General features: G+C 71.4%; 19 protein-coding genes, 1 pseudogene and 4 riboswitches. Of the genes and pseudogenes, 11 read left to right on the forward strand and 9 right to left on the reverse strand.

All coding sequences use genetic code 11. The features are described from left to right. Nucleotides 1-67: 67 nt before the first annotated feature. A riboswitch (cobalamin riboswitch) is annotated at nt 68-273 on the forward strand. Nucleotides 274-327: 54 nt separating this feature from the next. The 5 genes and pseudogenes from ACFVDI_RS03445 to bluB form a co-directional block, all read left to right on the forward strand. Beyond that, nucleotides 328-519: pseudogene (locus tag ACFVDI_RS03445) on the forward strand (nitrite reductase); the annotation flags it as partial. Nucleotides 520-1146: 627 nt separating this feature from the next. After that, nucleotides 1147-1815 carry a precorrin-8X methylmutase gene (locus ACFVDI_RS03450; RefSeq protein WP_378900965.1) on the forward strand — a complete coding sequence of 223 codons (669 nt, stop codon included), beginning with the start codon at nt 1147-1149 and terminating at the stop codon, nt 1813-1815. Continuing rightward, a complete protein-coding gene (gene cobJ, locus ACFVDI_RS03455) occupies nt 1812-3407 on the forward strand; it encodes a precorrin-3B C(17)-methyltransferase (protein WP_378900558.1) in 1596 nt (531 codons plus the stop codon). Before ACFVDI_RS03450 ends, cobJ begins: the two co-directional genes overlap by 4 nt. Next, entirely contained in the window at nt 3404-4156 is a 753-nt protein-coding gene (cobM, locus tag ACFVDI_RS03460) for a precorrin-4 C(11)-methyltransferase (RefSeq protein ID WP_378900561.1), read from the forward strand. The genes cobJ and cobM overlap by 4 nt, the downstream gene beginning before the upstream one ends. Then, nucleotides 4156-4770 (forward strand): 5,6-dimethylbenzimidazole synthase, encoded by a 615-nt coding sequence (bluB, locus tag ACFVDI_RS03465; RefSeq protein ID WP_378900564.1) that lies wholly within the window; start codon nt 4156-4158, stop codon nt 4768-4770. Before cobM ends, bluB begins: the two co-directional genes overlap by 1 nt. Nucleotides 4771-5465: 695 nt before the next feature. On the opposite strand, the gene cbiE is transcribed toward bluB, so the two are convergent. Beyond that, nucleotides 5466-6665: a precorrin-6y C5,15-methyltransferase (decarboxylating) subunit CbiE gene (cbiE, locus tag ACFVDI_RS03470; RefSeq protein WP_378900567.1), complete on the reverse strand. Its 1200-nt coding sequence runs from the start codon at nt 6663-6665 to the stop codon at nt 5466-5468. 16 nt (nt 6666-6681) lie between these two features. After that, nucleotides 6682-6824, forward strand: a riboswitch (cobalamin riboswitch). A 24-nt stretch (nt 6825-6848) separates the two neighbouring features. Between cbiE and ACFVDI_RS03475 the strand changes: the two genes are divergently transcribed. The 4 genes from ACFVDI_RS03475 to ACFVDI_RS03490 are packed head-to-tail and all read left to right on the forward strand — an operon-like array spanning nt 6849 to nt 13118. Beyond that, on the forward strand, nt 6849-8924 hold the full coding sequence (locus ACFVDI_RS03475) for a VWA domain-containing protein (protein ID WP_378900570.1): 2076 nt from the start codon (nt 6849-6851) through the stop codon (nt 8922-8924). Next, nucleotides 8924-9538, forward strand: a complete 615-nt coding sequence (cobO, locus tag ACFVDI_RS03480) for a cob(I)yrinic acid a,c-diamide adenosyltransferase (protein WP_378900573.1) — start codon at nt 8924-8926, stop codon at nt 9536-9538. The genes ACFVDI_RS03475 and cobO overlap by 1 nt, the downstream gene beginning before the upstream one ends. After that, nucleotides 9532-12195: a cobyrinate a,c-diamide synthase gene (locus ACFVDI_RS03485; RefSeq protein ID WP_378900576.1), complete on the forward strand. Its 2664-nt coding sequence runs from the start codon at nt 9532-9534 to the stop codon at nt 12193-12195. Before cobO ends, ACFVDI_RS03485 begins: the two co-directional genes overlap by 7 nt. Continuing rightward, nucleotides 12192-13118, forward strand: a complete 927-nt coding sequence (locus ACFVDI_RS03490) for a cobalamin biosynthesis protein (protein ID WP_378900578.1) — start codon at nt 12192-12194, stop codon at nt 13116-13118. Before ACFVDI_RS03485 ends, ACFVDI_RS03490 begins: the two co-directional genes overlap by 4 nt. Here ACFVDI_RS03490 and ACFVDI_RS03495 read toward each other — a convergent pair. The 3 genes from ACFVDI_RS03495 to ACFVDI_RS03505 form a co-directional block, all read right to left on the reverse strand. Next, on the reverse strand, nt 13106-13465 hold the full coding sequence (locus tag ACFVDI_RS03495; RefSeq protein WP_378900580.1) for a (2Fe-2S) ferredoxin domain-containing protein: 360 nt from the start codon (nt 13463-13465) through the stop codon (nt 13106-13108). The two genes, ACFVDI_RS03490 and ACFVDI_RS03495, sit on opposite strands and share 13 nt — an antisense overlap. 115 nt (nt 13466-13580) lie before the next feature. Continuing rightward, a complete protein-coding gene (locus ACFVDI_RS03500; protein WP_378900582.1) occupies nt 13581-15296 on the reverse strand; it encodes a ribonucleotide reductase N-terminal alpha domain-containing protein in 1716 nt (571 codons plus the stop codon). Then, the gene (locus tag ACFVDI_RS03505) at nt 15296-16294 is read right to left on the reverse strand and encodes a ribonucleotide-diphosphate reductase subunit beta (protein WP_378900584.1); all 999 of its coding nucleotides are present in this window, start codon (nt 16292-16294) and stop codon (nt 15296-15298) included. The genes ACFVDI_RS03500 and ACFVDI_RS03505 overlap by 1 nt, the downstream gene beginning before the upstream one ends. A gap of 127 nt (nt 16295-16421) precedes the next feature. Beyond that, nucleotides 16422-16639, reverse strand: a riboswitch (cobalamin riboswitch). A 112-nt stretch (nt 16640-16751) separates the two neighbouring features. Further along, a riboswitch (cobalamin riboswitch) is annotated at nt 16752-16817 on the forward strand. A 56-nt stretch (nt 16818-16873) separates the two neighbouring features. On the opposite strand from ACFVDI_RS03505, the gene ACFVDI_RS03510 reads away from it, so the two are divergent. Next, entirely contained in the window at nt 16874-17089 is a 216-nt protein-coding gene (locus ACFVDI_RS03510) for a CbtB-domain containing protein (RefSeq protein WP_378900586.1), read from the forward strand. Next, nucleotides 17089-17865, forward strand: coding sequence for a CbtA family protein (locus tag ACFVDI_RS03515; RefSeq protein WP_378900588.1), 777 nt, complete (start codon nt 17089-17091; stop codon nt 17863-17865). Before ACFVDI_RS03510 ends, ACFVDI_RS03515 begins: the two co-directional genes overlap by 1 nt. 17 nt (nt 17866-17882) lie before the next feature. Here the strand turns inward: ACFVDI_RS03515 and ACFVDI_RS03520 are convergent, their stop codons facing one another. From ACFVDI_RS03520 to cobN, 5 genes are all read right to left on the reverse strand, one after another. Next, nucleotides 17883-18536, reverse strand: a complete 654-nt coding sequence (locus ACFVDI_RS03520) for a ferredoxin (RefSeq protein WP_378900590.1) — start codon at nt 18534-18536, stop codon at nt 17883-17885. Nucleotides 18537-18630: 94 nt separating this feature from the next. Next, the gene (locus ACFVDI_RS03525) at nt 18631-19374 is read right to left on the reverse strand and encodes a cobalt-precorrin-6A reductase (RefSeq protein ID WP_378900593.1); all 744 of its coding nucleotides are present in this window, start codon (nt 19372-19374) and stop codon (nt 18631-18633) included. After that, a complete protein-coding gene (locus tag ACFVDI_RS03530; protein ID WP_378900596.1) occupies nt 19371-20870 on the reverse strand; it encodes a cobyric acid synthase in 1500 nt (499 codons plus the stop codon). Before ACFVDI_RS03530 ends, ACFVDI_RS03525 begins: the two co-directional genes overlap by 4 nt. Next, nucleotides 20867-21652 (reverse strand): precorrin-6A synthase (deacetylating), encoded by a 786-nt coding sequence (gene cobF, locus ACFVDI_RS03535; RefSeq protein WP_378900599.1) that lies wholly within the window; start codon nt 21650-21652, stop codon nt 20867-20869. The genes ACFVDI_RS03530 and cobF overlap by 4 nt, the downstream gene beginning before the upstream one ends. Further along, on the reverse strand, nt 21649-25242 hold the full coding sequence (gene cobN, locus ACFVDI_RS03540) for a cobaltochelatase subunit CobN (RefSeq protein ID WP_378900602.1): 3594 nt from the start codon (nt 25240-25242) through the stop codon (nt 21649-21651). The genes cobF and cobN overlap by 4 nt, the downstream gene beginning before the upstream one ends. Nucleotides 25243-25274: the final 32 nt, after the last annotated feature.

Consider the following 25274-nt stretch of genomic DNA (forward strand, 5'->3'; position numbering starts at 1 on the left):
TCGAGTAGCCGAACACTGGCACAAACAGCGGTCGGGGCGCGAGCAATTCGGTGCCGTGTCCGCAAGTGGGTAGTCTCGCCCTGCCAGTCGTACTCCATGCCTGATGGAGTCAGGGAACCCGGTGAGAGTCCGGGACTGACGCGCAGCGGTGAGGATGACGGGCGGGGCACGCACCTCCTCCGGGAGGGGCAGCCACTGGAGCCTGGCTCCGGGAAGGCGTCCCGCACCGATCGATTCCGAGTCCGAAGACCTGCTGGCTCTGGCGGCGCCCGCCGCCAGGTCACCACGTGCCCCGCGGAAGGGCACCTGACCAGAGCAGGTGTGGCGATGTCCCGAGTCCGAACCGACCGGTGCCCAGGAGTCGGCCGTCCGTGGCCGGCCGAGGACGGCCTGCTGGTGCGGCTGCGCCTGATCGGCGGCTCCGTCTCCTCCGCGTCGCTGCTCTCGCTGGTCTCCGTGGCCGAGACCTACGGCGACGGTCGCATCTATCTCACCGGCCGCGCCAACCTGCAGGTACGCGGCCTGCCCGCTGTCGACGGCGCGCTGCCCGGCGAGGTGCTCACCGCGCTGAAGGCGACCGGTCTGGTGCCCGCGCAGACCCACGAGCTCGTACGCAACGTGATGGTCTCCCCGCAGACCGGGCTCGCCGGCGGACGGGCCGACCTGCGTGGCGTGGCCGCGTCCCTGGACCGGCTGCTGTGCGCCTCGCCCCGGCTGGCGGCGCTGCCCGGACGGTTCCTCTTCGTGCTCGACGACGGTCGCGGCGACCTGGTCTCGCGGGAGTGCGATCTCGGTCTGGTGGCGCTCTCGGATGCCGAGGGTCAGCTGCGCGTCGGCGACTCGTGGGGGCCGGTCGTGCCGCTCGCCGAGGCCGCGGCCCGGCTGGTCGCGCTCGCTGCACGCTTCCTGGACGTACGCGGTGAGGGGCCGTCGGCGGCCTGGCACGTCTCCGAGCTCGACGGCCCGCTGGTCGAGCCGGTCGCTGCCGATGACCGGGTGCCGGCCGCGACCGAGGAGCTCGGGTTCGGCGAGGTGCCCGGGGGCGAGCACGTCGCCGCCGCGGACGAGGCTCTGGACCGGGCCGCCGTCGAGGCGCTGGTCGAGCGGGCGCCGGCGGTCGTGGTGACACCGTGGCGCGGCGTACTCGTGCCTGCGCCGCAGAAGCGTCCGACCCGGCGCTACGACTACATCGACCAGGGACCGGCGATCTACGTCGACTCCTTCGCGACCATCCGGCGCGAGGCCGACCTCTCCGCGGTGCCCGCCGACGCCGAACGGCTCGCCGTCCGGATGATCCACGGCAGCGGACAGGTCGATCTCGCCGCCGACCTGGTCATCCACCCCGGCCTGGTGAAGGCCGCGCGTGGCGCGCTCGAGGCCGGGGCGCCGATCCTGTGCGATGCCACGATGGTCGCGACCGGGGTCACCCGCAGCCGGCTGCCGCGCGACAACGAGGTGCTCTGCATGCTCGGTGACGACCGTGTCCCGGCGCTGGCCCGTGCCTGGAGCACGACCCGCACCGCGGCCGCGCTGTCGCTGTGGGAGCCCTATCTGGAGGGCTCCGTCGTCGCCATCGGCAACGCCCCCACGGCGCTCTTCCACCTGCTCGAGATGATCCTCGACGGTGGCCCGCGGCCGGCCGCGATCGTCGGCTGCCCGGTCGGTTTCATCGGCGCCGCCGAGTCCAAGGAGGCGCTCGCCTCCTTCGCCGACGACCACGGGATCGACATCCCCTTCGTCACCGTGCGCGGCCGCCGGGGCGGCTCGGCGATGACCTCGTCCGCACTCAACGCACTCGCCCAGGAGCAGGAATGAGCACCCCGATCCGCGGGCGATTCACCGTCGTCGGCATCGGCCCGGGCGACCCCGAGCTGATCACCCTCAAGGCCGCCCGGCTGATCGGCGCGGCACCGGTGATCGCCTACCACGCCGGGGTGCGCAAGCAGTCCCACGCCCGCCGGATCGCCTCCTCGCTGATCCCTTCGGGGGCGATCGAGGAGGAGCTGCGCTACCCGGTCACCACCGGGACCACCTCGCACCCGGGCGGCTACGTCGGGGCGATGGCGGAGTTCTACGAGTCCTGCGCGGTCCGGCTCTCGGCCCATCTCGACGCCGGCCGCGACGTGGTCCTGCTCGCCGAGGGCGACCCGCTCTTCTACGGCTCCTCGATGTATCTCCACGACCGGTTCAAGGAGGTCTACGAGACCTCCGTCGTGCCCGGCGTTCCCGCCTTCGCGGCCGCCACCGCGGCCGTCTCGACGCCGCTGGTGCGCCAGGCCGACGTCCTCACGGTGCTGCCGGGCACGCTGCCTGAGCCCGAGCTCGCCCGGCGTCTGGCCGACACCGAGGCCGCGATCATCATGAAGCTCGGCCGGACCTTCCCGGCGGTTCGCTCCGCGCTGGAGGCTGCCGGGCGGCTCGAGGGTGCTTGGTACGTCGAGCGTGCTTCGCAGCCCGAGGAGCGCTGGCTTCCGGTCGCTGATGTCGACCCGTCCTCGGTTCCCTACTTCTCGCTCATCGTGGTTCCCGGCGACTCTCAGCCCTCCGCTGGTCGAGCCGGAGTCGTGAGGGACGAACGACTCCGTGTCGAGACCAACACGGTCGAATCGAGCGCCTCAGGGGACTGTGTCGGTCTCGACACGCCTCCGCCTAGCGGCTCCGGCGGCTCGACCAGCGATGGGGAGGTGCTCGTCGTCGGGCTGGGGCCGGGGCCGGACGAGTGGCTGACGCCCGAGGTGTCGGCTGCGCTGGCCGAGGTGGGCCACGTCGTCGGCTATGCGCCCTACGTCAACCGGGTGCCGCAGCGTGCTGGGCTGCAGCGGCACGCCTCGGGCAACACGGTCGAGGTCGACCGGGCCCGGCACGCGCTGGAGCTGGCGCTCGCGGGGGAGCGGGTCGCCGTCGTCTCCGGCGGTGACGCCGGTGTCTTCGGGATGGCCTCTGCCGTGTTCGAGGCGGCTTCGGATCCGGCCTATGCCGGCGTACGTGTCCGGGTCCTGCCCGGCGTCAGCGCGGTCCAGGCGGTGGCCGCCCGGGCGGGCGCTCCGGTCGGTGCAGACTTCGCGGTGATGTCGCTCTCGGACCGGCTCAAGCCGTGGTCGGTCATCGAGGAGCGGATGCGCGCGGTCGCCGCGGCCGACCTGGTGCTGGCGATCTACAACCCGGCCTCGCGCTCGCGCACCGACCAGATCGGGCTGGCGCGCGACGTACTCCTCGAGCAGCGCAAGCCCGACACCGTCGTCATCGTCGGACGAGACGTCGGGCGGGCCGAGGAGTCGCTGACGGTGACCACGCTCGGTGAGCTGGATCCCGCATCGATCGACATGAAGTGTCTGGTCATCGTGGGGGCGAGCTCGACCCGGGTGACCGCGGCAGGACAGGTCTGGACGCCGAGGTATGTCCGATGACCGATCCGATGACCGTCCACTTCGTCGGTGCCGGGCCCGGCGCGGCGGACCTGCTGACCGTGCGCGCGACGAGGCTGCTCGAGGCCGCCGACGTGGTGCTCTATCCCGGCACCTATCTGGATCCCGAGGTCCTGGCCCACTGCAGTCCGTCGGCCTCGCTCGTCGACACCCAGAAGCTCGATCTGGACCAGATCGTCGGTGCGATCATCACCGCTCACCGGGGCGGTAAGCAGGTCGTACGCCTCGTGTCGGGTGACCCGTCGGTCTACTCGGCCGTGGCCGAGCAGACCCGGCGGCTCGACGCCGCCGAGGTGCCGTGGGACGTGACCCCTGGCGTACCGGCCTACGCTGCCGCCGCTGCGCTGGTCGGACGCGAGCTCACCGTGCCGCTGGTGGCCCAGTCGGTGGTCCTCACCCGCACCCAGGCCCGGTCGACGGCCATGCCGGAGGGGGAGTCGCTGGCTGCGTACGCCGCCACCGGCGCCACCCTGGTGCTCCACCTGGCGATCCGGCGCACCCGCGAGCTGATGGCCGAGCTGTTGCCCTTCTACGGCCCGGAGTGTCCGGTCGTGGTCGTCTACCGCGCCAGCCAGCCCGAGGAGAAGGTGCTGCGGGGGACCGTGTCGACGATCGCCGACGCGGTCGAGGACGCCGGCCTGCGCCAGGCCGCCGTCATCCTGGCCGGGCCCGCGCTGGCCCGCGCCGGCGGTGAGTCGTTCCTCTACGACGCTGCCAGGGTGCGTGCCTGATGGACCTCTACGACGCCATCAACCGTCGTCGGGACACCCGTGCCGAGTTCACCGGCGAGCCGGTGGCTCCGGATGTCCTGGAGCGGGTCCTGTCCGCCGCCCACGCCGCCCCGAGCGTCGGGATGTCGCAGCCGTGGGACTTCGTGCTCGTACGCGACGCCGACCGCCTCGAGCGCTTCCACTCCCACGTCGCGACCGAGCGTGAGACCTTCGCCGCCACCCTGTCCGGCGAGCGGGCCGAGACCTTCTCCCGGATCAAGATCGAGGGCATCCGCGAGTCCGGGCTGGGGGTCGTGGTCGGCTACGACCCGAGCCGTGGCGGCCCCAACGTCCTCGGCCGCCACGCCATCGCCGACGCCGGCCTCTACTCGGTCGTCTGCGCCATCCAGAACCTCTGGCTCGCCGCCACCGCCGAGGGCCTCGGCGTCGGCTGGGTCAGCTTCTACCGCGAGGAGTTCCTGCGCGACCTGGTCGGGATGCCCGAGGGCGTACGTCCTGTCGCCTGGCTCTGCGTCGGTCACGTCGAGGATCTCCCCGATGTCCCCGACCTGGAGCGCTTCGGCTGGCGCCACCGCTCACCGCTCTCGACGGTGCTCCACGACGAGACTTTCTAGGGTGCGGGCCAGGGCCTGGTGGCGACCGGTCGAGTAGAGGCGCTTCCGGTCGCGCTCCTCCTCCAGTTGGTCCCAGAAGTACATGCTGCGCGGGTCGGCGCGTGACGGAGTGGAGTTGAGGGCACCCCACAGTGTCCAGGTCGCTCCGTTCTCGATCGGCAGCCAGGTGTCCTCGAACTCCGAGAACCAGTCGCCGGGAGGACCGAGTGTGAGTCTGCCCGGTGGGAGGCCGGGAGACGTGGACGCATCTGGTGGTAGGCGAGCGAGGGAAGGTACCAACCCGTCGCGACGTCTGCGCGCTGCTCCTCCCAGGTGGCGTCGAGGTCGAAGGGTCTGGTGCGGCCGATCCGCGCGATGAACGGCTGATGCCGGTCGAGGGCCTCGTCGGTGCTGCGTGGCCGGGCGAGGAGACGCTCGATCGCGTCGGCTTCGTACCGGTACGCCGAGCCGACTCGCGTGCGCGGGCCGGCGAGCCCTGACTGCAGGATGCGCAGCGCCTGGTTGCGGCCAAGGAGATGGACTCTCGCCAGGCGCTCACATGCTTGCTGCGTGGTGATCAGCATGTGACGACGCTAGGCCGGGACCATCGGGGCGTCCATCGCATACCAGTCAGGTGTAAACCGGTCGTGCAGCGGCAGCGATAGTGCACGGTGGCAGCACCTTGTTCACCAGGGCCGCGAGGGCCGGGCGGGGGATCAGGATCTGTTGGCCGTGTAGGCCCATTGCGTGACGGTGCGCGCAGGCGCCCAGCCGGTGAAGGAACCGATCGGGGCGGTGGTCTCGACGGCGATGCGGGTGAGTTCGCCGCCGCGATCTTCGTAGAGCCCTGCGAGGAGCTGCTCGGTCTCCAGGGTGACGCCGTGGACGACGAGACGACCGCCGGGGCGGAGGGCGGCGAGGCAGGCGTCGAGGACGCCGGGGCGGGTCGCGCCGCCGCCGATGAAGATCGCGTCGGGCGCCGGGAGATCGCGCAACGCATCCGGGGCACGACCTTCGACGACGGTCAGGCTCGGTACGCCGAGACGGGCGGCGTTACGAGCGATCCGGGCTGCCCGCTCGGAGTTGCCCTCGATGGCCGTCGTGGTGCAGGAAGGGTGCGCCCGCATCCACTCGATTCCGACCGATCCGGCACCGGCGCCGACGTCCCACAGGTGTTCGCCGGGGGTCGGTGCCAGGCGGGCCAGGGCGGAGGCGCGCAGGTCGCGCTTGGTCAGCTGGCCGTCGTTCTCGAAGGCGTCGTCGGGTAGACCGGCCGCCCAGCCGAACAGCGGCGCCCCGACGCACTCGATCGCCACGATGTTGAGCCGTGGCGACTCGCCCGCCCAGGTCGAGGCCGTGCCCGTCCGCGAGCTCTCGGTCTCCGCCCCCAGCTCGCCCAGCACGGTCATCACGGACCCACCGAGACCGGCCGTGACCAGGAGGTTCGCGATCGAGGCCGGGGTCGATCCGTCTGAGGAGAGCGCCAGGATCCGGCGGCCGGGGGCGAGCTCGCGGCCGACCAGCGACACGTCGCGGCCGACCACGCTGACGACCGCGCACGACTCGGCCGGCCAGCCCATCCGGGCGCGGGCGAGGGAGACGGAGGAGACGGCCGGCTCGATGCGTACGTTCTCCCGACCGAGGAGCGAGATCAGGGTCGTCCCGATGCCGGAGACCAGCGGATCGCCGGAGGCCAGCGCGACGACGGGAGCGTCCGCCGGGAGCGACTCGAGCAGCGCAGGAAGGCCATCGCGAAGCGGCGAGGGCCAGGGCTCGCGCCGCTGGCCGGGGAGGTCAGGGACGACGTCGAGATGACGCTTGCCGCCGAGGAGGGTCGCGGCCTCCCGGATCAGCTGCTGGTGACGTACGGGGATCTCGTCCCAACCTCCGGCACCGATGCCCACCACGACGATCATGAGGCCAGACGCTACAGTGAGCGCACAGGCGCGAGGTGCCCCGACTGGGGAGAATCTGGGAAGCCGGTGAGAATCCGGCACAGGCCCGCTGCGGTGAATCGAGCTCCGACCACGGGGACTCGACAAGTCCGAAGACCGGCCTCGCGTCCAACCAACCAACGCGATAGGGAGCGGGAGCCTCTCATGCCGGTGCACTACCCATTTTCTGCCGTCCTCGGCTGCCAGGCCGACTCGGCCACAGGGCTCGACGACATGGGCCTCGCGCTCGTGCTCACCACGATCTCCCCGGAGATCGGCGGGGTCTTGGTCCGTGGCGAGAAGGGGACCGCGAAGTCGACGGCCGTACGCGGCCTGGCGGCCGTGCTGCCCTCGATCTCGGTCTACGCCGGGGACCGGTTCTCGATCGACCCCGCCGACCCGTCCGCGGAGTCGCCCGACGGACCGTTCGGGTCCGCCGCCGTCGTGGAGAGCCGGCCGGTGCGGCTGGTCGAGCTTCCGGTGGGCGCCACCGAGGACCGGGTCGTCGGCTCGCTCCACCTGGAGAGCGCGCTGTCGCGCGGCGCGGTCGAGTTCGAGCCAGGACTGCTCGCCCGGGCCCACCGCGGCCTGCTGTACGTGGACGAGGTCAACCTGCTCCACGACCACCTGGTCGACCTCCTGCTGGACGCGGCCGCGATGGGCCGGGTCTCGGTCGAGCGCGACGGGGTCTCGGTCGAGCACGCCGCCCGATTCGTACTGATCGGCACCATGAACCCCGAGGAGGGCGAGCTGCGCCCGCAGCTGCTGGACCGCTTCGGGCTCACCGTCGAGGTCGCCGCGCCCCGGGACCCCGCGCTGCGCGCCGAGGTCGTCCGCCGCCGGATGGCCTTCGACCTGGACGCTCCCGCGTTCGTCGAGCGCTATGTCGCCGCCGAGCGCGACCTGACCGCCCGGATCTCGGCCGCCCGCGCGCTGGTCGGCAAGGTCCGGCTCACCGCGCCCGGGCTGCTCAAGATCGCCGAGGTCTGCGCGGCCTTCGAGGTCGACGGGCTCCGCGCCGACATCGTCACCGCCCGCACCGCCGTCGCCCACGCCGCCTGGGCCGGACGCTCCGAGGTCACCCGCGCCGACATCCGCCGCGCCGCACTGCTCGCGCTGCCGCACCGCCGCCGTCGCAACCCCTTCGACGCTCCCGGCCTCGACGAGGACCTCCTCGACCGCATCCTCGGCGACGAGGAGCTGCCACCCGAGCCGCCCCCGGAGGTCGAGCCTGTCGAGACCTCCCACGAGGAGACATCGACCACCGACGACGGGGTCGCGGAACCCCAGTCGGTCGAGCCCGGCGAGCGCCAGCGAGACGGTGCCGAGACCAACACAGCCGATTCCGCGGACGACCGACCCGACGCGCCGCCCACGCCCTCCGCTCCCGCCCCCGAGTCCGTCACCGCTGCCGCCCCTGCCTACCGCCCCCGCCTCCTGACCGTCACCGGACTGGGCACCGGCCGCACCGGAGGCCGGAGCAAGGCGATCGGCAGCAGCGGCCGCCGGATCGGCGCGAACACCAGCGTCCGCGGCTCGCTCCATCTCGTCGAGACGCTCAAGGCCGCCGCGGGCAAGCAGGCAGCCCGCCCGCGTACGTCCGCGAAGGTCGAGCTGCGGGTCGAGGACCTCCGCACCGCGGTCCGCGAGGGACGCGAGGCCAACCTGGTGCTCTTCTGCGTGGACGCGTCCGGGTCGATGGCCGCGCGCAAGCGGATGGCGCAGGTGAAGGCCGCGGTCCTCTCGCTGCTCCTCGACGCCTACCGGCGCCGCGACAAGGTCGGGATGATCACCTTCCGCGGCGAAGGCGCCGAGCTCGTGCTGCCGCCGACCGGGTCGGTCGACCTCGCGGCAGCCCGTCTGGACGAGGTGCCCGCCGGAGGACGTACGCCGCTGGCCGAAGGCCTCCTCGAGGCCGCCCGGGTGCTGCAGCGCGAGCATCTGCGCGACCCCGATCTGCGGCCGCTGCTGGTGGTCGTCACGGACGGCCGCGCGAACTCCAAGGCCCACGGCAAGGAGGCGGTGCGGCGCTCGCAGCAGGCCGCCGCGTACGTCGCCGGCCTGGGCGTCACCACCGTCGTCATCGACTCCGAGAGCGGGCCGATGCGGCTCGGGCTGGCTCGCCGGCTGGCCGAGCACCTCGGCGCCGAGCACGTCCCGGTCGCCGAGGTGAGCGCCGAGGCGCTGACGTCGGCCGTCCACGGGTTCACCGGATCCACCATGGGAAGGGGCGCTGCCTGATGCCGAAGGGACAGCCGCTGAACGTACCCGACGACGGGCTCACCACCCGCCAGCGCCGCAACCGGCCGCTGGTGATGGTCCACACCGGGCCCGGCAAGGGGAAGTCGACCGCCGCCTTCGGGCTCGCGCTGCGCGGCTGGAACCAGGGCTGGCGGATCGGGGTCTTCCAGTTCGTGAAGTCGGCCAAGTGGCGCATCGGCGAGCAGACGGTCTTGGAGCGGCTCGGACAGCTGCACGAGGAGACCGGCGAGGGTGGACCGGTCGACTGGCACAAGATGGGCTCCGGATGGTCGTGGTCGCGCAAGCGGGGCGAGGCCGAGGACCACGCCGCGGCCGCCGCCGAGGGCTGGGCCGAGATCAAGCGGTGCCTGGCCGAGGAGCGCTACGACCTGCTCGTCCTCGACGAGTTCACCTACCCGATCAAGTGGGGCTGGGTCTCTGCCGAGGAGGTGGCGTCGGTGCTCTCCGAGCGCCCCGGGCGCCAGCACGTCGTGATCACCGGCCGCGACGCCGATCCTGCCGTGCTCGAGGTCGCCGACCTGGTCACCGAGATGACCAAGGTCAAGCACCCCATGGACGCCGGCCAGAAGGGCCAGAAGGGCATCGAATGGTGACCCTGCCCCGGCTGGTGGTCGCGGCTCCCTCGACGGGTTCGGGGAAGACGACGATCGCGACCGGGCTGATGGCGGCGCTGCGCGCTTCCGGTCACGAGGTCAGTGGGCACAAGGTCGGCCCGGACTACATCGACCCGGGCTACCACGCGCTCGCCACCGGCCGCCCGGGCCGCAACCTCGATCCTCACCTGGTTGGAGTCGAGCGGGTGGTGCCGCTGCTGCTCCACGGTGCCGCCGGGGCCGACGTCGCGGTGATCGAGGGCGTCATGGGCCTCTACGACGGCCGCCTCGGCACCGATGGCTTCGCCTCGACAGCGCACGTCGCCGCGCTGACCTCCTCGCCGGTCGTCCTGGTACTCGACGTCGCCCGGATGTCCCGTTCCGCTGCCGCGATCGCGGCGGGCATGGCCGCCTTCGACCCGTCCGTACGCATCGGGGGAGTCGTCCTCAACCGCTGCTCTCCCGGGCGCAACGCCGACGAGATCCGGCGAGCGCTCGACCAGGTCGGCCTGCCGGTGCTCGGCATGCTCCCGCGGGACGAGACGCTCGCGACCCCGTCACGTCACCTCGGCCTCGTCCCCGTCGCCGAGCGGGACGAGTCGGTCGCGCTGATCGAGCGGCTGGGGGAGCAGGTCGCCGCCCACCTCGACCTCTCCGCCCTGCTCGACGTCGCTCGCTCGGCCCCCGACCTGGACGCCGAGCCGTGGGATCCGGCCATGGCGCTGGAGATCGACGCCTCGCCGGCCGGGGAGCGTCCGGTCGTCGCGGTCGCGGGCGGCAGGGCGTTCACCTTCCGCTACCCCGAGACCGAGGAGCTCCTGGAGGCCGCAGGCTGCGACGTACGCCCCTTCGACCCGCTCACCGATCCCACCCTCCCCGAGGGGACGAAGGGGATCTACCTCGGCGGCGGTTTCCCGGAGATGTACGCCGCCGAGCTCGCCGCGAACGCGAGCCTGCTCCGCGACCTGAAGGCCGCCGTTCAGGCCGGGATCCCGACCGTCGCCGAGTGTGCAGGTCTCCTCTACCTGGCCGAGTCCCTCGATGGCGTACCGATGGCCGGCGCCATCCCCGCGCACGCCGCGATGAGCGAGCGCCTCACCCTGCGCTACCCGGTCGCGGTCGCGGCTTCCGACTCCCTCCTCACCCGAGCCGGCGAGCAGGTCACCGGCCACGAGTTCCACCGCACCACCACCTCGCCCGCCGCTGGTACTCAGGCCGCATGGTCGATCGAATCCGCACGGCCACCGGCCGAGAAGTCACTTGCGTCGGCCGAGACGTCAGTTGTGGCGAGCGAGAAGTCACTTGCGTCGGCCGAGCCGTCAGTTCTGGGCGACGAAAGTCGAGTTTCGCGTCCCACAGCTACAGATTCGGCCCCCAAAAGTGCCAACTCGGCCGACGCAGCTGACGGTTCGGCCGGCGGGGGCGACGGTTCGGCGCTGATGGGGTTTGCGTCGGACACGCTGCATGCGTCGTACCTGCATGTGCATTGGGCCGGCCATCCGAAGCTGGCGGTCCGGTTCGCGGCTGCGGTTCACGGCGCGGCGCAGAATCCCGCCATGGCGGGAAAATGCGCCGCCACGCGCACGAGTTCGCCCGCAGAACCCCGCCATGGCGGGGAAATGCCCGCCACTACGGACGGCCAACTGGCCGACCCCCTGCGGCACCACGGCGACGTCGAGGTGGGCGACGGGCTGCTCGACTTCGCGGTGAACGTCCACCCGGACCCGCGCCCGGAGTGGCTGGACCAGGCACTCCACGACTCGCTCGCACCGACCGCCTACCCCGACGAGGAGCCGGCGCGGGCGGCGCTGGCCAAGCATCACGGCCGTGAGCGTGCCGAGGTGCTCCCGACGGCAGGGGCGGCGGAGGCATTCACGCTGGTCGCGAGGGCGAGGAAGTGGCGGAAGCCCGTCGTGGTCCATCCGCAGTTCACCGAGCCCCACGCGGCGCTGGAGCAGGCCGGCCACACGGTCACCGAGGTCCGCCTCCGCGCCGAGGACGGGTTCACCCTCGACCCGGCGACGGTGCCCGGCGACGCGGACCTGGTCGTCGTCGGCAACCCGACCAACCCCACCGGCGTACTCCATCCCACCGACACCCTCCGCGAGCTCCTTCGCCCCGGGCGCCTGGTCGTGGTCGACGAGGCGTTCATGGACGCGGTTCCCGGCGAACCCGAGACGCTCACCGGTGAGCGGACCGAGGGTCTGCTGGTGATCCGAAGCCTCACCAAGCACTGGTCGATCCCAGGGGTCAGGGCCGGTTATGTCGTCGGCGACCCCGCCGCGATCGGCGACCTCGAGGCCGTACGCACCCCGTGGTCGGTCTCGGCCACCGCCGCCGCCGCGATGCTCGCCTGCGCCACCGAGCGCGCGAGTGCGGAGGCCTGCGAGCGCGCCGAGCGGATCGCCACCTGGCGCGCCCACCTCGAGGCGGGCCTGCACGAGCAGGAGATCGAGTACGTCCCCTCGACCGCCTCCTTCGTTCTGGCCCGGCCCGGCGCCGGAGTCCGGGAGGCCCTGCGGGAGCAGGGCATCGCCGTACGCCGCGCCGACACCTTCCCCGGCCTCGGCCCGGACTGGGTGCGGATCGCGGTGCGCCCCGAGGATCCGACCGACCAGCTCCTGGCCGCGCTCCGCCGAACCAGGGCAGACCTGTGAGCCCCCGGGCGATCGGCCTTCTCGCCGGTTTCGCGCTGGACCGGGTGCTCGGGGACCCGCGCCGCTACCACCCGGTCGCCGGCTTCGGCACGGTGGCGATGAAGGCGGAGCAGGCCTGGTACGCGGACGACCGCGCCCGCGGCGTGCTTCACACGGCCGCTCTCGTCGGGGGAGCGGTGGTCCTCGGAGCTGCTGCCGAACGCCTCGCTCCCGGCCGTGCCGGGAAGACGCTGGTCACCGCCGCCGCCACCTGGGCGGTCCTGGGCGGCCGCTCGCTGGAACGCGAGGCGCTGGCGGTCCACGCACACCTCGACACGGGTGACCTCCCCGCCGCGCGGCAGCGGCTCACCCACCTCGTCGGCCGTGACACCGCCGAGCTCGACGCTTCCGAGGTCTCCCGCGCCGTGGTCGAGAGCGTCGCGGAGAACACCTCCGACGCGGTGGTCGCGCCGCTGGTGTGGGGCGCCGTCGCGGGCGTACCCGGACTCCTCGGCTACCGCGCCGCCAACACCCTGGACGCGATGGTCGGCCATCACAACGACCGCTACGAGCACTTCGGCTGGGCCAGCGCGCGCCTCGACGACCTGCTCAACCTGCCCGGCTCGCGCCTGTCCGGCCTGCTCACGCTGGCCGCGGCTCGGTCCCGGGCGAAAGAGGCCTGGCGGGCCTGGCGCCGCGACGCCGCGCGACACCCGAGCCCGAACGCCGGCGTCGTCGAGGCGTCCTTCGCCGGCGCCCTCGACATCCGTCTCGGCGGCACCAACCGCTACTACGGCGACCGGGTCGAGCACCGCGCGGTGATGGGCGACGGCCGTGCCGCCACCCCCGCCGACGTCGTCAGCGCCACCACCCTGGCCCGCAGGGTCGGCATCGGCGCAGCCCTGGTCGCGGCGGCGTACGCGGTGGTCGCTCAGCGCCCGTGACGAAACGCCCGGGCCATGACCGCGGGCGGTGCGTCGGCGATGCCCGGCCCGCCGGCGCGGGTCCACTCGGCCAACGCGTCGGCGACCCGCTCCGAGCCGGCCCGGGCGACCCAGACCGGCCGGGCGCCACGCTGCCGCCCCTCGGGTGAGGGACCCACGACCACGACGTCGGCACGTTCGCAGGGGCCGAGGCAGTCGGCGACACGTACGGTCGCCGACTCCCCGGCCGCCGCGTTCAGGGTCGTGAGCACGGCCGCGTGGTCCACCCCGGGCGACTTCCGCTCGGTCCCGCAGCAGCAGCCGCGGCAGACCGTCAGCGTCGGCCGCCCGCCCGCGGACTCAGTCACCCTTCGCAGGCCTCGCAGTCCGGGCCGTTCTCGATGGCGCAGACCGCGGCGTCGCTCCAGTCGTCCCAGGTCAGGTCGTCGATGGCGTCGGTGGTGGTCGGGTTCTCGTTCATGGTCATGCTCCTGTCGTCGAAGTGGTCGAAGAGGACTGCTTGCTGGCCTGGATGCCGGCGCGCGAGCGCAGGTAGTACAAGCTCTTGATGTTCGGGTCGAGCAGCGCGAGCTTGTGGATCTTGCTGATGTACTGCGGGGTCGCGTCGGCCTGGAAGAACAGGTTGAGCGACTGGGCCTGGTCGATGTAGACCTGCCGGTCCGAGGCCCGGGCGAGCAAGATCTCCTGGTCGATCTCGTAGCCGGTCCGGAAGACGTCCTTCTCGTGGTCGTCGAGCCACGAGACGTGCTGGACGGAGCCGCCGTGGTCGATGATGTCGGAGATGTGCGCCTGGTCGTAGACGCCACGCTCCTTCATCACCTCGACGAGGTTCTGGTTGGCCCGCGGCATCTCGCCGGCCGAGGTGGTCTGGTTCCAGACGTTCGCGACGTACGGCTCGATGCCCTGGCTGGTGCCGCCGACGATCACCGCGGTGCTCATCGTCGGTGCGATCGCCATCAGGTGGGAGTTGCGCCGCCCGACGCACCACTCCGGGATGCCGGCGACGGAGCCCATCCACCGCGACGCGGCGTCGGCGCGCGTGGAGATCCGCTCGAAGATGTCCTTGTTCAGCGCGGCCGCCTTGTCCGACTCGAACGGCACCCGCTGCTTCTGCAGATAGTCGTGGTAGCCCATCACCCCGAGGCCCAGGCTGCGGGCCTTCTCGGTGTAGCGCACCGCCCGCTCGAGGCCGCGGATGGTGCGGGCCTTGCGCAGGAACGCCTCGGCGACCGCGTCGAGGAAGACGGTGGCGACGTACGCGGTGTCCTGGTCCTTCCACTCGTCGTAGGTCGACAGGTTCAGCGAGGAGAGCACGCATGTGTAGGAGTGGTCCTCGTCGCTGAACAGGGTGATCTCCGAGCACAGGTTGGAGGCCTTGTTGGCGAGCCCGTTCGCCTGGTAGGACTCGGTCTGGGCCGCGTTGACGGTGTCGACCTTCCAGATGTAGCCCTTGCCCAGCACCACCCGGATCTTGAGCACCCGCTGGTAGCGCTCGAGCGCATCCTTGTCGCCGGCCAGCATCCGGTCGATGAACGCCTGGCTGAAGATCCAGCCGACGTTCTTGTTGGCCGGCTCGCGGAAGATCAGGTCGGCGAGCTCGTAGAAGTCCGGGTGGTCCACGGGCAGGTAGCCCGCCCAGGAGCCGCGCCGGGTGGCGCCCTGGCTGATCTGGTTGGTCATCTCCACGAAGTTGCAGAACACCGGCACGACGCCGTTGGCCTTGCCGTTGTCGCTGAACTTCGCGCCGCGGGGCCGGACGTCACCGAGGTACGCCGAGGTGCCGAACCCGTTCTGCGACAGGATCGCGGCCTCCTTGAGGGTCTCGTAGAAGCCCCAGACCGAGTCCTCGACGTAGGACCCCTCGCACGAGACCGGCAGACCGCGGTCGGTGCCGAGGTTGGACAGCACCGGCGTCGACGGGGAGAGCCAGCCGTTCCAGATCGCCTCGAAGAACGGCTCCGTCCAGGAGACACCGTCCTCGCGGGGGTACATCTCGTCGGCCAACTCCCCGGCCGTCGTGGCGATGGTCTCGTAGCGCTCCCGGACGCTCTGGTCCGCGACGGTGTACTTCGCCTTGAACATCGCGTAGCCCGCGGTGGTCATGAAGGCCGGCACGGTGCCTTCGTCCTGCAGTGCCTTGCGCTCGGCGGAGAGCGCCTCCCAGCTGTTGCTGCCCATCAGAACTCAAACTCCGTCTCGCCGATGTTGCGGTTGTATTCGTTGCCGGTGACCTGGAAGAAGTCGTGGAACTGGGTGCCGTTGATGCCGGCGTAGAACCACTCGGCGACCGGGTTGGTCTCGACCCCGAAGAGCGGCTCCATCCGCATGTTCTCCAGGGTCATGTCGATGCGGGAGCGCACGAAGGCCTCCAGATCGGCCTGCTCGATGCCGGTGATCGGACCGTCGGCGAAGAGCATCTCCACGATCCGGGCCTCGTGGGCGTAGAGGTGCTCGGCGACGTCGCGAACCCGGGCGAAGAGATCGTCGCGCTCGGCCTCGAACTTGTCGGCCGGCACGGTCGCGGCGTACTCGTCCAACGTCGTGTTGAACAGCCAGGCGCCGCCGGTGGCGTGCAGGTTCTCGTCGCGGGCGGAGAAGTTGATGCCGCTGATCACGTTCTGCAGCAGGTTCTTGCCGCCGGACTGGAAGTGCTTGAGGAAGGCGAAGTTGGAGTAGAGGACGCAGTTCTCCATCAGCGTGAAGACACTCAGTGCGTAGAGCAGGTCCTCGTCGGCGATCGCGTCCCACACGAAGGCGATCCGCTCGGCCAGCACCGGGTCGTTCTTGTAGGAGTCGTAGAACTCCTCGGTGTCGATCATCAGGGTCTTGTTGAGCTTCGCGTAGAACGGCGCGTGCATGTTCAGCTCGGCGAACGAGAAGGCGTTGGTCATCATCTGGATCTCGGGCCGCGGGAACGCGTGGAAGAGCCGGTCGCCCCACACCTCGCCGCCGAGGATCAGCTCGTAGATGGTGAACAGCTTCAGCGTGGTCTTGACCGCGGCCTGCTCAGCGTCGGTCATGTTGACCAGGAAGTCCTGCTTGTCGTTCTCGACCGGGATCTCCTCGGCCGTCCAGAAGATGCTCCGCTGCTTCTTGGCCAGGTCCTCGGCCATCGGATAGTCGAAGACGTACGCCGACTTCTCGGTGCGGATCGGTAGACCCTCGGTGTCGATCAAGCCCCATGCCCCCTTGTTCACGCGGGCCCCGGGGCCCGCTCGGATGTCTCGTGCATCCGTGCCGGGGCAGGAGAGGACGGCGTCGTACGCGCTCGATCCCCTGACCTTCCCTCGAGGTCGCGGACCCCACCGTGAGATGGGCACTGGCAGGTCTTCGGACTCGTGGGCGTCATCGTGCTCGGTCCTAGTGGCCGTCGCTTCCCAGGAGCCGGCTTGCTCCCAGTGCTTCGTGACGGCGGTCGTTCCCACTCACCGCTGCGGGGCAGTCCCGGACTCGCACCGGGTTCCCTCTTGCCTCTCCCGCCCCGTCGCCGAGGTGGGAGAACCAGCTGCGGGGACCACTATATGCGGGAATTACACCAATGCAACTTCCTAGATCTTGTGTTTCGTCGACTCCGTGGAACGCCGCGGGTGCGGCCGGAGCCCCGACGTGGCATGATGCCGCCAACGGACATGAGGAAGCCGGTGGAACTCCGGCACAGTCGCGCTACTGTGACACCGCCTCGCGGCGGTGGAGTCAGACCCGAGTGTCCGTCCAACCCCAACGAACAGGGACGCAGGTATCCCTGAGGAGGACATATGTCGCAGCACGCTGTAGCACCGCTCGCCGGCGCTGAACTGCCCACCATCCCGCTCCGTGAGCTCGCCCCCTGGGTGCTCTTCTTCGGTCTGCTCGGTCTCCTGGCGCTCTTCTTCATCAGCGCTGACCAGGGCGCCGTCTCGATCCCGTCGGGCACCCTGGTCCACGAGTGGGTCCACGACGGTCGTCACCTGCTCGGCTACCCCTGCCACTGATGAGCCCGCGTGCCTTTCTCGTACGCGGCCTGCTAGCTGGACTCCTCGCCGGGGTCGCCACCTTCCTGGTGGCGTACGCCGTCGGTGAGCCGCAGGTCGGTGCTGCCATCGCACTGGAAGAAGCCGGTGCCGATGGTCACGCACACTCGCATGCCGCCGAAGGCGGGGAGGGTGAGGAGGAGGCCGCCGAGGTCTCCCGCACCAACCAGAGCACCTGGGGGCTGCTGACCGGCACCCTCGCGGTCGGCGTCGCGCTCGGCGGCATCGTCGGGCTCGTCGCCGCGGCCACGCTGGGTCGTCTGGGACGGCTCACGCCGGGCCAGTCGACGGCGCTCGTCACCCTGATCGGGTTCGTCGCGGTCGCACTGGTGCCCTTCCTCAAATACCCGGCGACCCCGCCGGCGGTCGGCAGCGGCGACACCATCGGCGTACGCACCGCGGTCTACTTCGCCTTCCAGGCCCTCTCGGTCGTGGCGGCGGTGGTCGTGACGTACGCCGCGGTGCGGCTGCGTGGCCGGTTCGGCACCTACCTCGCCGTCGTCGGCGCGATCGCGGCCTACCTGGCCGTGATGGTCGTCGCCGGGGAGCTGTTCACGACGGTCAACGAGGTCGGGGACTTCCCGGCCGACACGCTGTGGTTCTTCCGCAGGGCCTCGCTGATCACGCTCGCCACGATGTGGGGCGTGCTCGGAGTGGCGCTGACGGGGCTGGTCATTCGTCTGTACGCGGCAGAGCGCGCTGTCGCGGAGCGTAAGGCCCTCGCCGCCAGCCTGTGACTTTCGAGCCCTTCGGGCTAGCGGGGGAGGCGGTAGGCCTCCACAGGACGGCCGCCGTCCAGGTGATCACGCACGATCATCCGGGCGGCGGCCGCTTCCACGTTGCCGTACCAGACGTCGTCGGGCTGCACGCTGAGCACCGGCGCCTGGTTGCACGGGAACTGGCAGCCGGTGTGGGTGATCAGCAGGTCGTCGTCGCCGAGACCGGCCTCCATCGCGCCCAGGATGACCGCCCTGGCGGTCTCCTCCGAGCCCTTCGCGGTGCATCGCGGGCCGCGGCAGATCAGGACCTGACGTACGTGGCCGGGGACGCGCTCCCATGCGGGCGAGGTGAGCCCGGGCTCGGTGCCGGTGACCGGCCTGGTCTCGGCCATCGCCTCGGCGAGCTGGTAGCGGGTGGTCGCCAACCGGGTCGCCACCTGGATGGTCGGGCGGTTGCCGGGGCGTTCGCGCCACCAGTGCGCCGCGATCCGGCGCAGCCAGGAGTGGCCCGGCGCCAACGGACCGAGACTGACGCCGGTCAGGGCGATGCTCTCCGCTCCGGCATCGGCCAGCCGGGTCAGCTCACGGGAGAGGGACGGGTCGCCCAGCTGCAGGAAGGCGAGGCTCGCGTCGTGGTCGCGTGCCCAGGAGAGCAGGTCATCGCGCCGATCGACGTCGGTCACGGACATACCAACGATGACCGCTGCTTTTGATAGAGGAAACTGCTTTGTGAAGCCGTTCACGATCTAGTTTCCTCTATCAGAGGCTGCGAACTGGGCCCTGTCATCGGCGCGCCGTTCTCGACGTCAGCCCGGCGACCCAGGTGAGCGCCGCCGTGACGTCGTTCACGGTCGGCACGTCCGGTGAGGCAGTCGGACGGCTCACGACGACCACAGCCACCCCGAGCTCGGCGGCTGCTGCCATCTTCGGCCAGGTGTAGGTGCCGCCGGAGTCCTTGGTAATGAGTACGTCGGTGCCGTGCTCACGCATCAGGGAGAGCTCGCCGTCGAGGTCATACGGTCCGCGGCTTGTCAGCAGGGTCCAGGGCTCGGGCAGGTCGAGGTCGGGGCGATCGACCACGCGGGCGAGAGCCGCGTGGCCGGCCAGCGCCGGGACGAACCGGGCGAGCTCCTGGCGCCCGACCGTGATGAACGGACGCTTCCCGAGATCGGCGGCGAGCGCTGCCGCCTGGTCGTGGGTATCGACGTAGGCCCAGGACGGGTCCGCCGGCCAGCCCGGTCGCTCCAACCGGAGCAGCGGATGGCCGGTCTGCGCGCAGGCCGCCGCGGCATTGGCCGAGATCACACGTGCGAACGGATGCGTCGCGTCGACGACGGCGTCGAAGTGGTCGAGAGCCCCCCTCAAGCCCTCGACCCCCCCGAACCCGCCGATCCGCACCGCGCCCACCGGCAGCCGGGGCCGAGCCACCCGCCCTGCCAGCGACGAGGTGACGTCCACGCCCTCCTCGAGCAGGCGCGCCGCCAGGTCCCGGGCCTCCCCGGTCCCACCCAGGATCAGCAGTCTCATCGGATCCCCCCGCCAGCGGTCGCGAGGTCGAGCAGCGCGTCGACGTCGAGGTGCTCCTCGACGAGGTCGCCGATCAGGTCCAGGCGGCGCTCGCGGGCGGCCGGGAACGAGACGTCGGAGGGCTTGCGGCCCAGCGTCGCCTCGAGGAACGCGCCGCGCAGAGCGTCGCCCTCCAAGGACCCGTGCCACATCGTCCCGAAGACGTTGCCGGCCTGCGCGCCACCGAGGAACTCGGTGACCCCGTCGCCGCGGGTGATCCGGCCGTGGTGGATCTCGTAGCCGCTCGCCTCGACCCCGAGGGCCGACCCGGTGGGCAGGCGGAGGTTCTTGGCGGGCGCGAAGTCGGTGCGTACGTCGAGCAGGCCCAGTCCCTCGACCTCGGTGACCGAACCCTCGACCCCGTCGGGGTCGGAGATCACGCCGCCGAGCATCTGGAAGCCGCCGCAGATGCCAAGCAGCGGGCGGCCGCGGCGTACGTGCTCGATCAGGGCCACGTCGAGACCACGCGAGCGCAGCCAGGCCAGGTCGCTGATCGTGGACCGGGTGCCGGGCAGGACGACCAGGTCGGCGTCGGCGACGTCGGCCGGCGAGGAGGCGAAGACGACGTCGAGGTCAGGCTCCAGGCCGAGCGCGTCGACGTCGGTGAAGTTGGAGATGCGGGGGAGGCGTACGACCGCGACCTTGCGGGTGGCACCGGCTTGTGCGCGCCGCCCCTCGAGGTCGAGGGCGTCCTCGGAGTCGAGCCACAGGGACGGCTCCCAGGGCAGAACTCCGAAGACCCGGCGCTCGGTGAGCGACTCCAGCGAGTCGAGTCCGGGCTTGAGCAGACCCGCGTCGCCGCGGAACTTGTTGATCACAAAACCGCTGATCAGGGCCTGGTCCTCGGGCTCGAGGAGAGCCAGGGTGCCGTACATCGCCGCGAACACGCCACCGCGGTCGATGTCGCCCACGACCACGGTCGGCAGCCCGGCGTGTCGCGCCAGCCCCATGTTGACGTAGTCGCCGGCCCGCAGGTTGATCTCCGCCGGGCTGCCCGCGCCCTCGGCGACGATCACCTCGAACCGCGAGGCGAGATCGTCGTACGCAGCATGGGCCGCGGTCGCCAGATGCCGGCGCCCCGCCTCCCAGTCGTGCGAGGACACCTCACCGGCCGGATGCCCCATCAGGACCACGTGGCTGCGGCGGTCGGAGCCGGGCTTGAGCAGCACCGGGTTCATCGCCGGCTCCGGGGTGACCCTGGCCGCCAGCGCCTGGACCCACTGCGCCCGGCCGATCTCGGCCGTCGTCCCGTCGCCCCCGGTGGTCGAGCCTTCACCGGTGGTCGAGCCTTCACCGGTGGTCGAGCTTGTCGAGACCACCATCGAGTTGTTGGACATGTTCTGGGCCTTGTAGGGCGCCACCTTGACGCCGCGGCGGGCGAAGGCCCGGCACAGCCCGGTCGTCACGACCGACTTGCCCGCGTCCGAGGTGGTGCCGGCGACCAGCAGCCCGCTCATCGGCGCGGGGCTCGGAGCAGGTAGATGTCCATCACCCATCCGGCCGACTCACGCAACCGCGCCCGAGCCTCCTCGATCGCAGGCAGGACCTCACCGACGGTGCCGGCGACCAGCTCCTCCTCACGCGTGCCGAGGTTGCCGCCCCACCAGATCCGCCAGTCCTCGAGCCCGGGGAGCTCGACGACGCGGTTGAGCATCACCACGAGGTTGTCGTGACCGGCCTCGACGGCCTCGAGCACCGCGCGGCCGGTGGTGACGTAGAGCGGGCGTCCGACGTCATGGAGGACGAGCCGGTGGCGTGCGGCGAGCAGCTGCACCGAGGAGATCCCGGGGATGACGTCGACCTCGACGTCGAGCTGTTCGGCGATCTGGTCGACGACCCGGATCGTGGAGTCGTAGAAGGCCGGGTCGCCCCAGACGAGGAAGCCGACGTCACCGGGGTGCTCGGCGAGCACGGCGAGGTAGCGCTCGACCCGGGCGCGGTGCCAGTCCCGGACGGCCGCCTGGTAGTCCGCGTCGGTCCCGGTGAACTCCTCGCGCCGTTCGCGGGGCGCGTCGGCGACCTTGACCACCCGCGCGGGCGCGGACAGATGTCGGTCGAGGAGCTCCTCGCGGGCCCGCACCAGCGGGTCGGGCATGCCCTTCTTGACCGTGCCCGACTTGTCGGTGACCAGGAAGTAGTCGACCGACCGCATCGCGGCCACGGCCTCGAGAGTGACCTGGTCGGGGTCACCGGGGCCGACCCCGATGATCTTGATCCGACGCTTTCCAGAAGAACTCATTCCTCCTCCAGATCACCTTCGATGTCGAGATAGATCTCCTGCATCTGCGCGACGAGCTCGGGGTCGGGTTCTTCCCACAGCCCCCGCTCGGCCGCCTCGTGCAGCCGCTCCACGATCCCACGCAGCGCCCACGGGTTCGAGGTCCGCATGAACTCCTGGTTGGTCTCGTCCAGGACGTACTCGCGGGCGAGCTTCTCGTACATCCAGTCCTGCACCACACCGGCGGTCGCGTCGAAGCCGAAGAGGTAGTCGACGGTCGCGGCCAGCTCGAAGGCGCCCTTGTAGCCGTGGCGCTGCATCGCCGAGATCCAGCGCGGGTTGACCACCCGCGCCCGGAAGACGCGGTTGGTCTCCTCCTGCAGCGTGCGGGTCTTGACGGCGTCGGGGGAGGTGGAGTCGCCGACGTACGCCTTCGGGTCGCTGCCGGTCAGCGCGCGGACGGTCGCGACCATGCCGCCGTGGTACTGGAAGTAGTCGTCGGAGTCGGCGATGTCGTGCTCGGCGGAGTCGACGTTCTTGGCGGCGACCTTGATCCGGCGGTAGTTGGCGCGCATGTCGTCGGCCGCCGGGGCGCCGTCGAGGTCGCGGCCGTAGGCGAAGCCACCCCACGCCGTGTAGACATCCGCCAGATCGGCATCGGAGCGCCAGTTGCCGGCCTCGATCACCTGCAGGATCCCGGCACCGTACGAACCGGGCTTGGAGCCGAAGATCCGGGATGTCGCGCGGCGCTGGTCACCGTGTGCCTCCAGGTCCTCGAGGGTGTGCGCGCGGACGAAGTTCTTGTCGGCGGGCTCGTCGAGGTCGGCCACCATCCGGACCGCGTCGTCGAGCATCGAGACGACGTGCGGGAACGCGTCGCGGAAGAATCCGGAGATACGTACGGTCACGTCGATGCGCGGCCTGCCCAGCTCCTCCAGCGAGATGACGTCGAGGTGGGTGATCCGGCGGGAGGCCTCGTCCCACGCAGGTGCCACCCCGAGCAGCGCGAGCACCTCGGCGACGTCGTCGCCGGACGTACGCATCGCGCTCGTGCCCCACACGGAGAGCCCGACCGAGGTCGGGTAGTCGCCGGTCTCGTCCAGGTAGCGCTGCAGCAGCGAGTCGGCCATCGCCTGCCCGGTCTGCCACGCCAGCCGGCTCGGCACCGCACGCGGGTCGACGGTGTAGAAGTTGCGCCCCGTGGGAAGTACGTTGACGAGCCCCCGCAGCGGCGAGCCCGACGGCCCCGCGGGGACGAAGCCACCGTCCAGCGCGTGCAGCACGGCTCCCAGCTCGTCGGTCGTCCTCGCCAGCCGCGGCACGACCTCGGTCGCGGCGAAGGCGAGCACCTGCTGGACGGCCGGGTCGTCGTGGAGGGTCTCAGCGACGGCCGGGGCCCAGCCGGCCGCGTCCATCCGCTGCACCAGGTCGCGCGCCTGCGTCTCGATCTCGTCGACCGCCCGGGTGTCGGCACCCTCCTTGAGGCCGAGCGCCGCCCGCAGCCCGGGCACCGCACCGCCGACGCCGCCCCACACCTGTGCGGCGCGCAGGATGGAGAGCACCAGGTTGATCCGGGCCTCGCCCTCCGGGGCGCCGCCGAGCACGTGCAGGCCGTCGCGGATCTGGGCGTCCTTGATCTCGCAGAGCCAGCCGTCGATGTGGAGCATGAAGTCGTCGAAGTCGTCGTCCTCGGGACGCTCCTCCATGCCGAGGTCGCGGTGGAGCTCGGCGGCCTTCATCAGCTGCCAGATCTCACCGCGGATGGCGGGCAGCTTGGCCGGGTCCATGGAGGAGATCCGGTCGTACTCCTCCATCAGCGACTCCAGCCGCGCGATGTCGCCGTAGGACTCCGCACGGGCCATCGGCGGCACCAGGTGGTCGACGATCGTGGCGTGCGCGCGGCGCTTGGCCTGGGCACCCTCGCCGGGGTCGTTGACCAGGAACGGGTAGATCAGTGGCATGTTGCCGATGGCCGCATCCGGGCCGCACGACGCCGACAGCGCTGCGTTCTTGCCCGGCAGCCACTCCATCGAGCCGTGCTTGCCGAGGTGGACGACGGCATCGGCACCGAAGCCGTGCTCGAGCCAGCGGTAGGCACCGAGGTAGTGGTGGCTGGGAGGAAGATCCGGGTCGTGGTAGATCGCGACCGGGTTCTCGCCGAACCCGCGCGGCGGCTGGATCAGGATGACGATGTTGCCAGCCTGGAGCGTGGCGAGCACGAGCTCGCCGGAGTCGTTGACGAAGAGTTCGCCTGGCGTCGGGCCCCAGGTCTCGACCATCTGCTCGCGCAGGTCGGCGGGAAGGTCCGCGGTCCACTCGTCGTAGTCGGCCTTGGAGATCCGGACGTGGGCGTCGGTGAGCTGGGCGTTGGTCAGCCACTCCTCGTCCTGGCCGCCGGCCGCGATCAGGGCATGGATCAGCGCGTCGCCGGCGGCGGTGTCGTCGGAGCCGTCGAGGATGCGTACGACCTCGTTGTCCTGGCCCAGGTCGTAGCCCTCCTCGCGGAGCCGGCGCAGCATCCGGATCGCGGAGACCGGGGTGTCCAGGCCGACCGCGTTGCCGATGCGGGCGTGCTTGGTGGGGTAGGCGGAGAGGACGAGGGCGAGGCGCTTGTCCTGGTTGGGCGTGTGGCGGAGGCGGGCGTGGTTGACCGCGATCCGGGCCACGCGCGCGGCCCGCTCGGGATCGGCGACGTAGTGGGGGAGGCCCTGCTCGTCGAGCTCCTTGAACGAGAACGGCGCGGTGATGATCCGGCCGTCGAACTCGGGGATCGCGATCTGGTTGGCCGAGTCGAGCGGCGTCACGCCGTCGTCGGAGGCCTCCCACTCCGCGCGCGAGCTGGTCAGGCACAAGCCCTGGAGCACAGGGATGTCCAGCGCTGCCATCCGCTCTACGTCCCAGGCCTCGTCCTCGCCGCCGGCGGAGGCGGACGCGGGCACGGACCCGCCCGCCGCGAGCACGGTCACGATGAGCGCGTCGAGGGTGCCGAGCGCCTCGTAGAGGTCGTCGGGTGCCGAGCGCAGCGACCCCGCGAAGACGGGTACGCCGGTGGCTGCTCCGGTCGCGTCGATGGCGTCGGCCAGCGCGTGCGCGAACGCGGTGTTGCCGCTGGTCTCGTGGGCGCGGTAGTAGAGGATGCCGATCCGAGGCCGGGTGTCGTCGGCTTGTGACGGGCGCTCCGCGAACCCCCAGGCCGGCACCTGCGCCGGCGGCTCGAACCCGAACCCGGTCAGCAGGACCGTGTCGGAGAGGAACGCGTGCAGCTGGGCAAGGTTGGCCGGACCACCTTCGGCGAGGTAGCGGTGGGCCTCCGCGGCGACGCCCATCGGCACCGTGGAGTGCTCCATCAGCTCGGCGCTCGGCTGCTGCTCGCCGCCGAGGACGACCACCGGGGTGCCGCGCTCCTTGACGGCGCTCAGGCCGTCCCACAGGTCGGTGGGGGAGCCGAGCAGGCGGAAGACCACCAGGTCGGCCTCGGCGACGACGGCATCGAGGTCGGTCGCCCGCGACGGGTTCGCCCAGGCGTAGTCGGCGCCGCTGGCACGGGCCGAGAGCAGGTCGGTGTCCGAGGTGGACAGAAGGGCGATGCGTACGCGTGCAGGGTCGGCCATGCCGGGGTCCTCCTAGGGGTTCTCGCCCCGTC

The organism is Nocardioides sp. NPDC057767 (genome assembly GCF_042798275.1).
Taxonomy (GTDB): Bacteria; Actinomycetota; Actinomycetes; order Propionibacteriales; family Nocardioidaceae; genus Nocardioides.

Excerpts from the sequence above, each read along its gene's own strand:
- ACFVDI_RS03485 (WP_378900576.1), top strand. The coding sequence starts at position 9,532 with ATGGTGACCCTGCCCCGGCTGGTGGTCGCGGCTCCCTCGACGGGTTCG.
- cobJ (WP_378900558.1), top strand. The coding sequence starts at position 1,812 with ATGAGCACCCCGATCCGCGGGCGATTCACCGTCGTCGGCATCGGCCCG.
- bluB (WP_378900564.1), top strand. The coding sequence starts at position 4,156 with ATGGACCTCTACGACGCCATCAACCGTCGTCGGGACACCCGTGCCGAG.
- ACFVDI_RS03510 (WP_378900586.1), top strand. The coding sequence starts at position 16,874 with ATGTCGCAGCACGCTGTAGCACCGCTCGCCGGCGCTGAACTGCCCACC.
- ACFVDI_RS03520 (WP_378900590.1), bottom strand. The coding sequence starts at position 18,536 with ATGTCCGTGACCGACGTCGATCGGCGCGATGACCTGCTCTCCTGGGCA.
- cobM (WP_378900561.1), top strand. The coding sequence starts at position 3,404 with ATGACCGATCCGATGACCGTCCACTTCGTCGGTGCCGGGCCCGGCGCG.
- ACFVDI_RS03475 (WP_378900570.1), top strand. The coding sequence starts at position 6,849 with ATGCCGGTGCACTACCCATTTTCTGCCGTCCTCGGCTGCCAGGCCGAC.
- cbiE (WP_378900567.1), bottom strand. The coding sequence starts at position 6,665 with ATGATCGTCGTGGTGGGCATCGGTGCCGGAGGTTGGGACGAGATCCCC.
- ACFVDI_RS03515 (WP_378900588.1), top strand. The coding sequence starts at position 17,089 with ATGAGCCCGCGTGCCTTTCTCGTACGCGGCCTGCTAGCTGGACTCCTC.
- ACFVDI_RS03525 (WP_378900593.1), bottom strand. The coding sequence starts at position 19,374 with ATGAGACTGCTGATCCTGGGTGGGACCGGGGAGGCCCGGGACCTGGCG.
- ACFVDI_RS03500 (WP_378900582.1), bottom strand. The coding sequence starts at position 15,296 with ATGGGCAGCAACAGCTGGGAGGCGCTCTCCGCCGAGCGCAAGGCACTG.
- cobN (WP_378900602.1), bottom strand. The coding sequence starts at position 25,242 with ATGGCCGACCCTGCACGCGTACGCATCGCCCTTCTGTCCACCTCGGAC.
- cobF (WP_378900599.1), bottom strand. The coding sequence starts at position 21,652 with ATGAGTTCTTCTGGAAAGCGTCGGATCAAGATCATCGGGGTCGGCCCC.
- cobO (WP_378900573.1), top strand. The coding sequence starts at position 8,924 with ATGCCGAAGGGACAGCCGCTGAACGTACCCGACGACGGGCTCACCACC.
- ACFVDI_RS03530 (WP_378900596.1), bottom strand. The coding sequence starts at position 20,870 with ATGAGCGGGCTGCTGGTCGCCGGCACCACCTCGGACGCGGGCAAGTCG.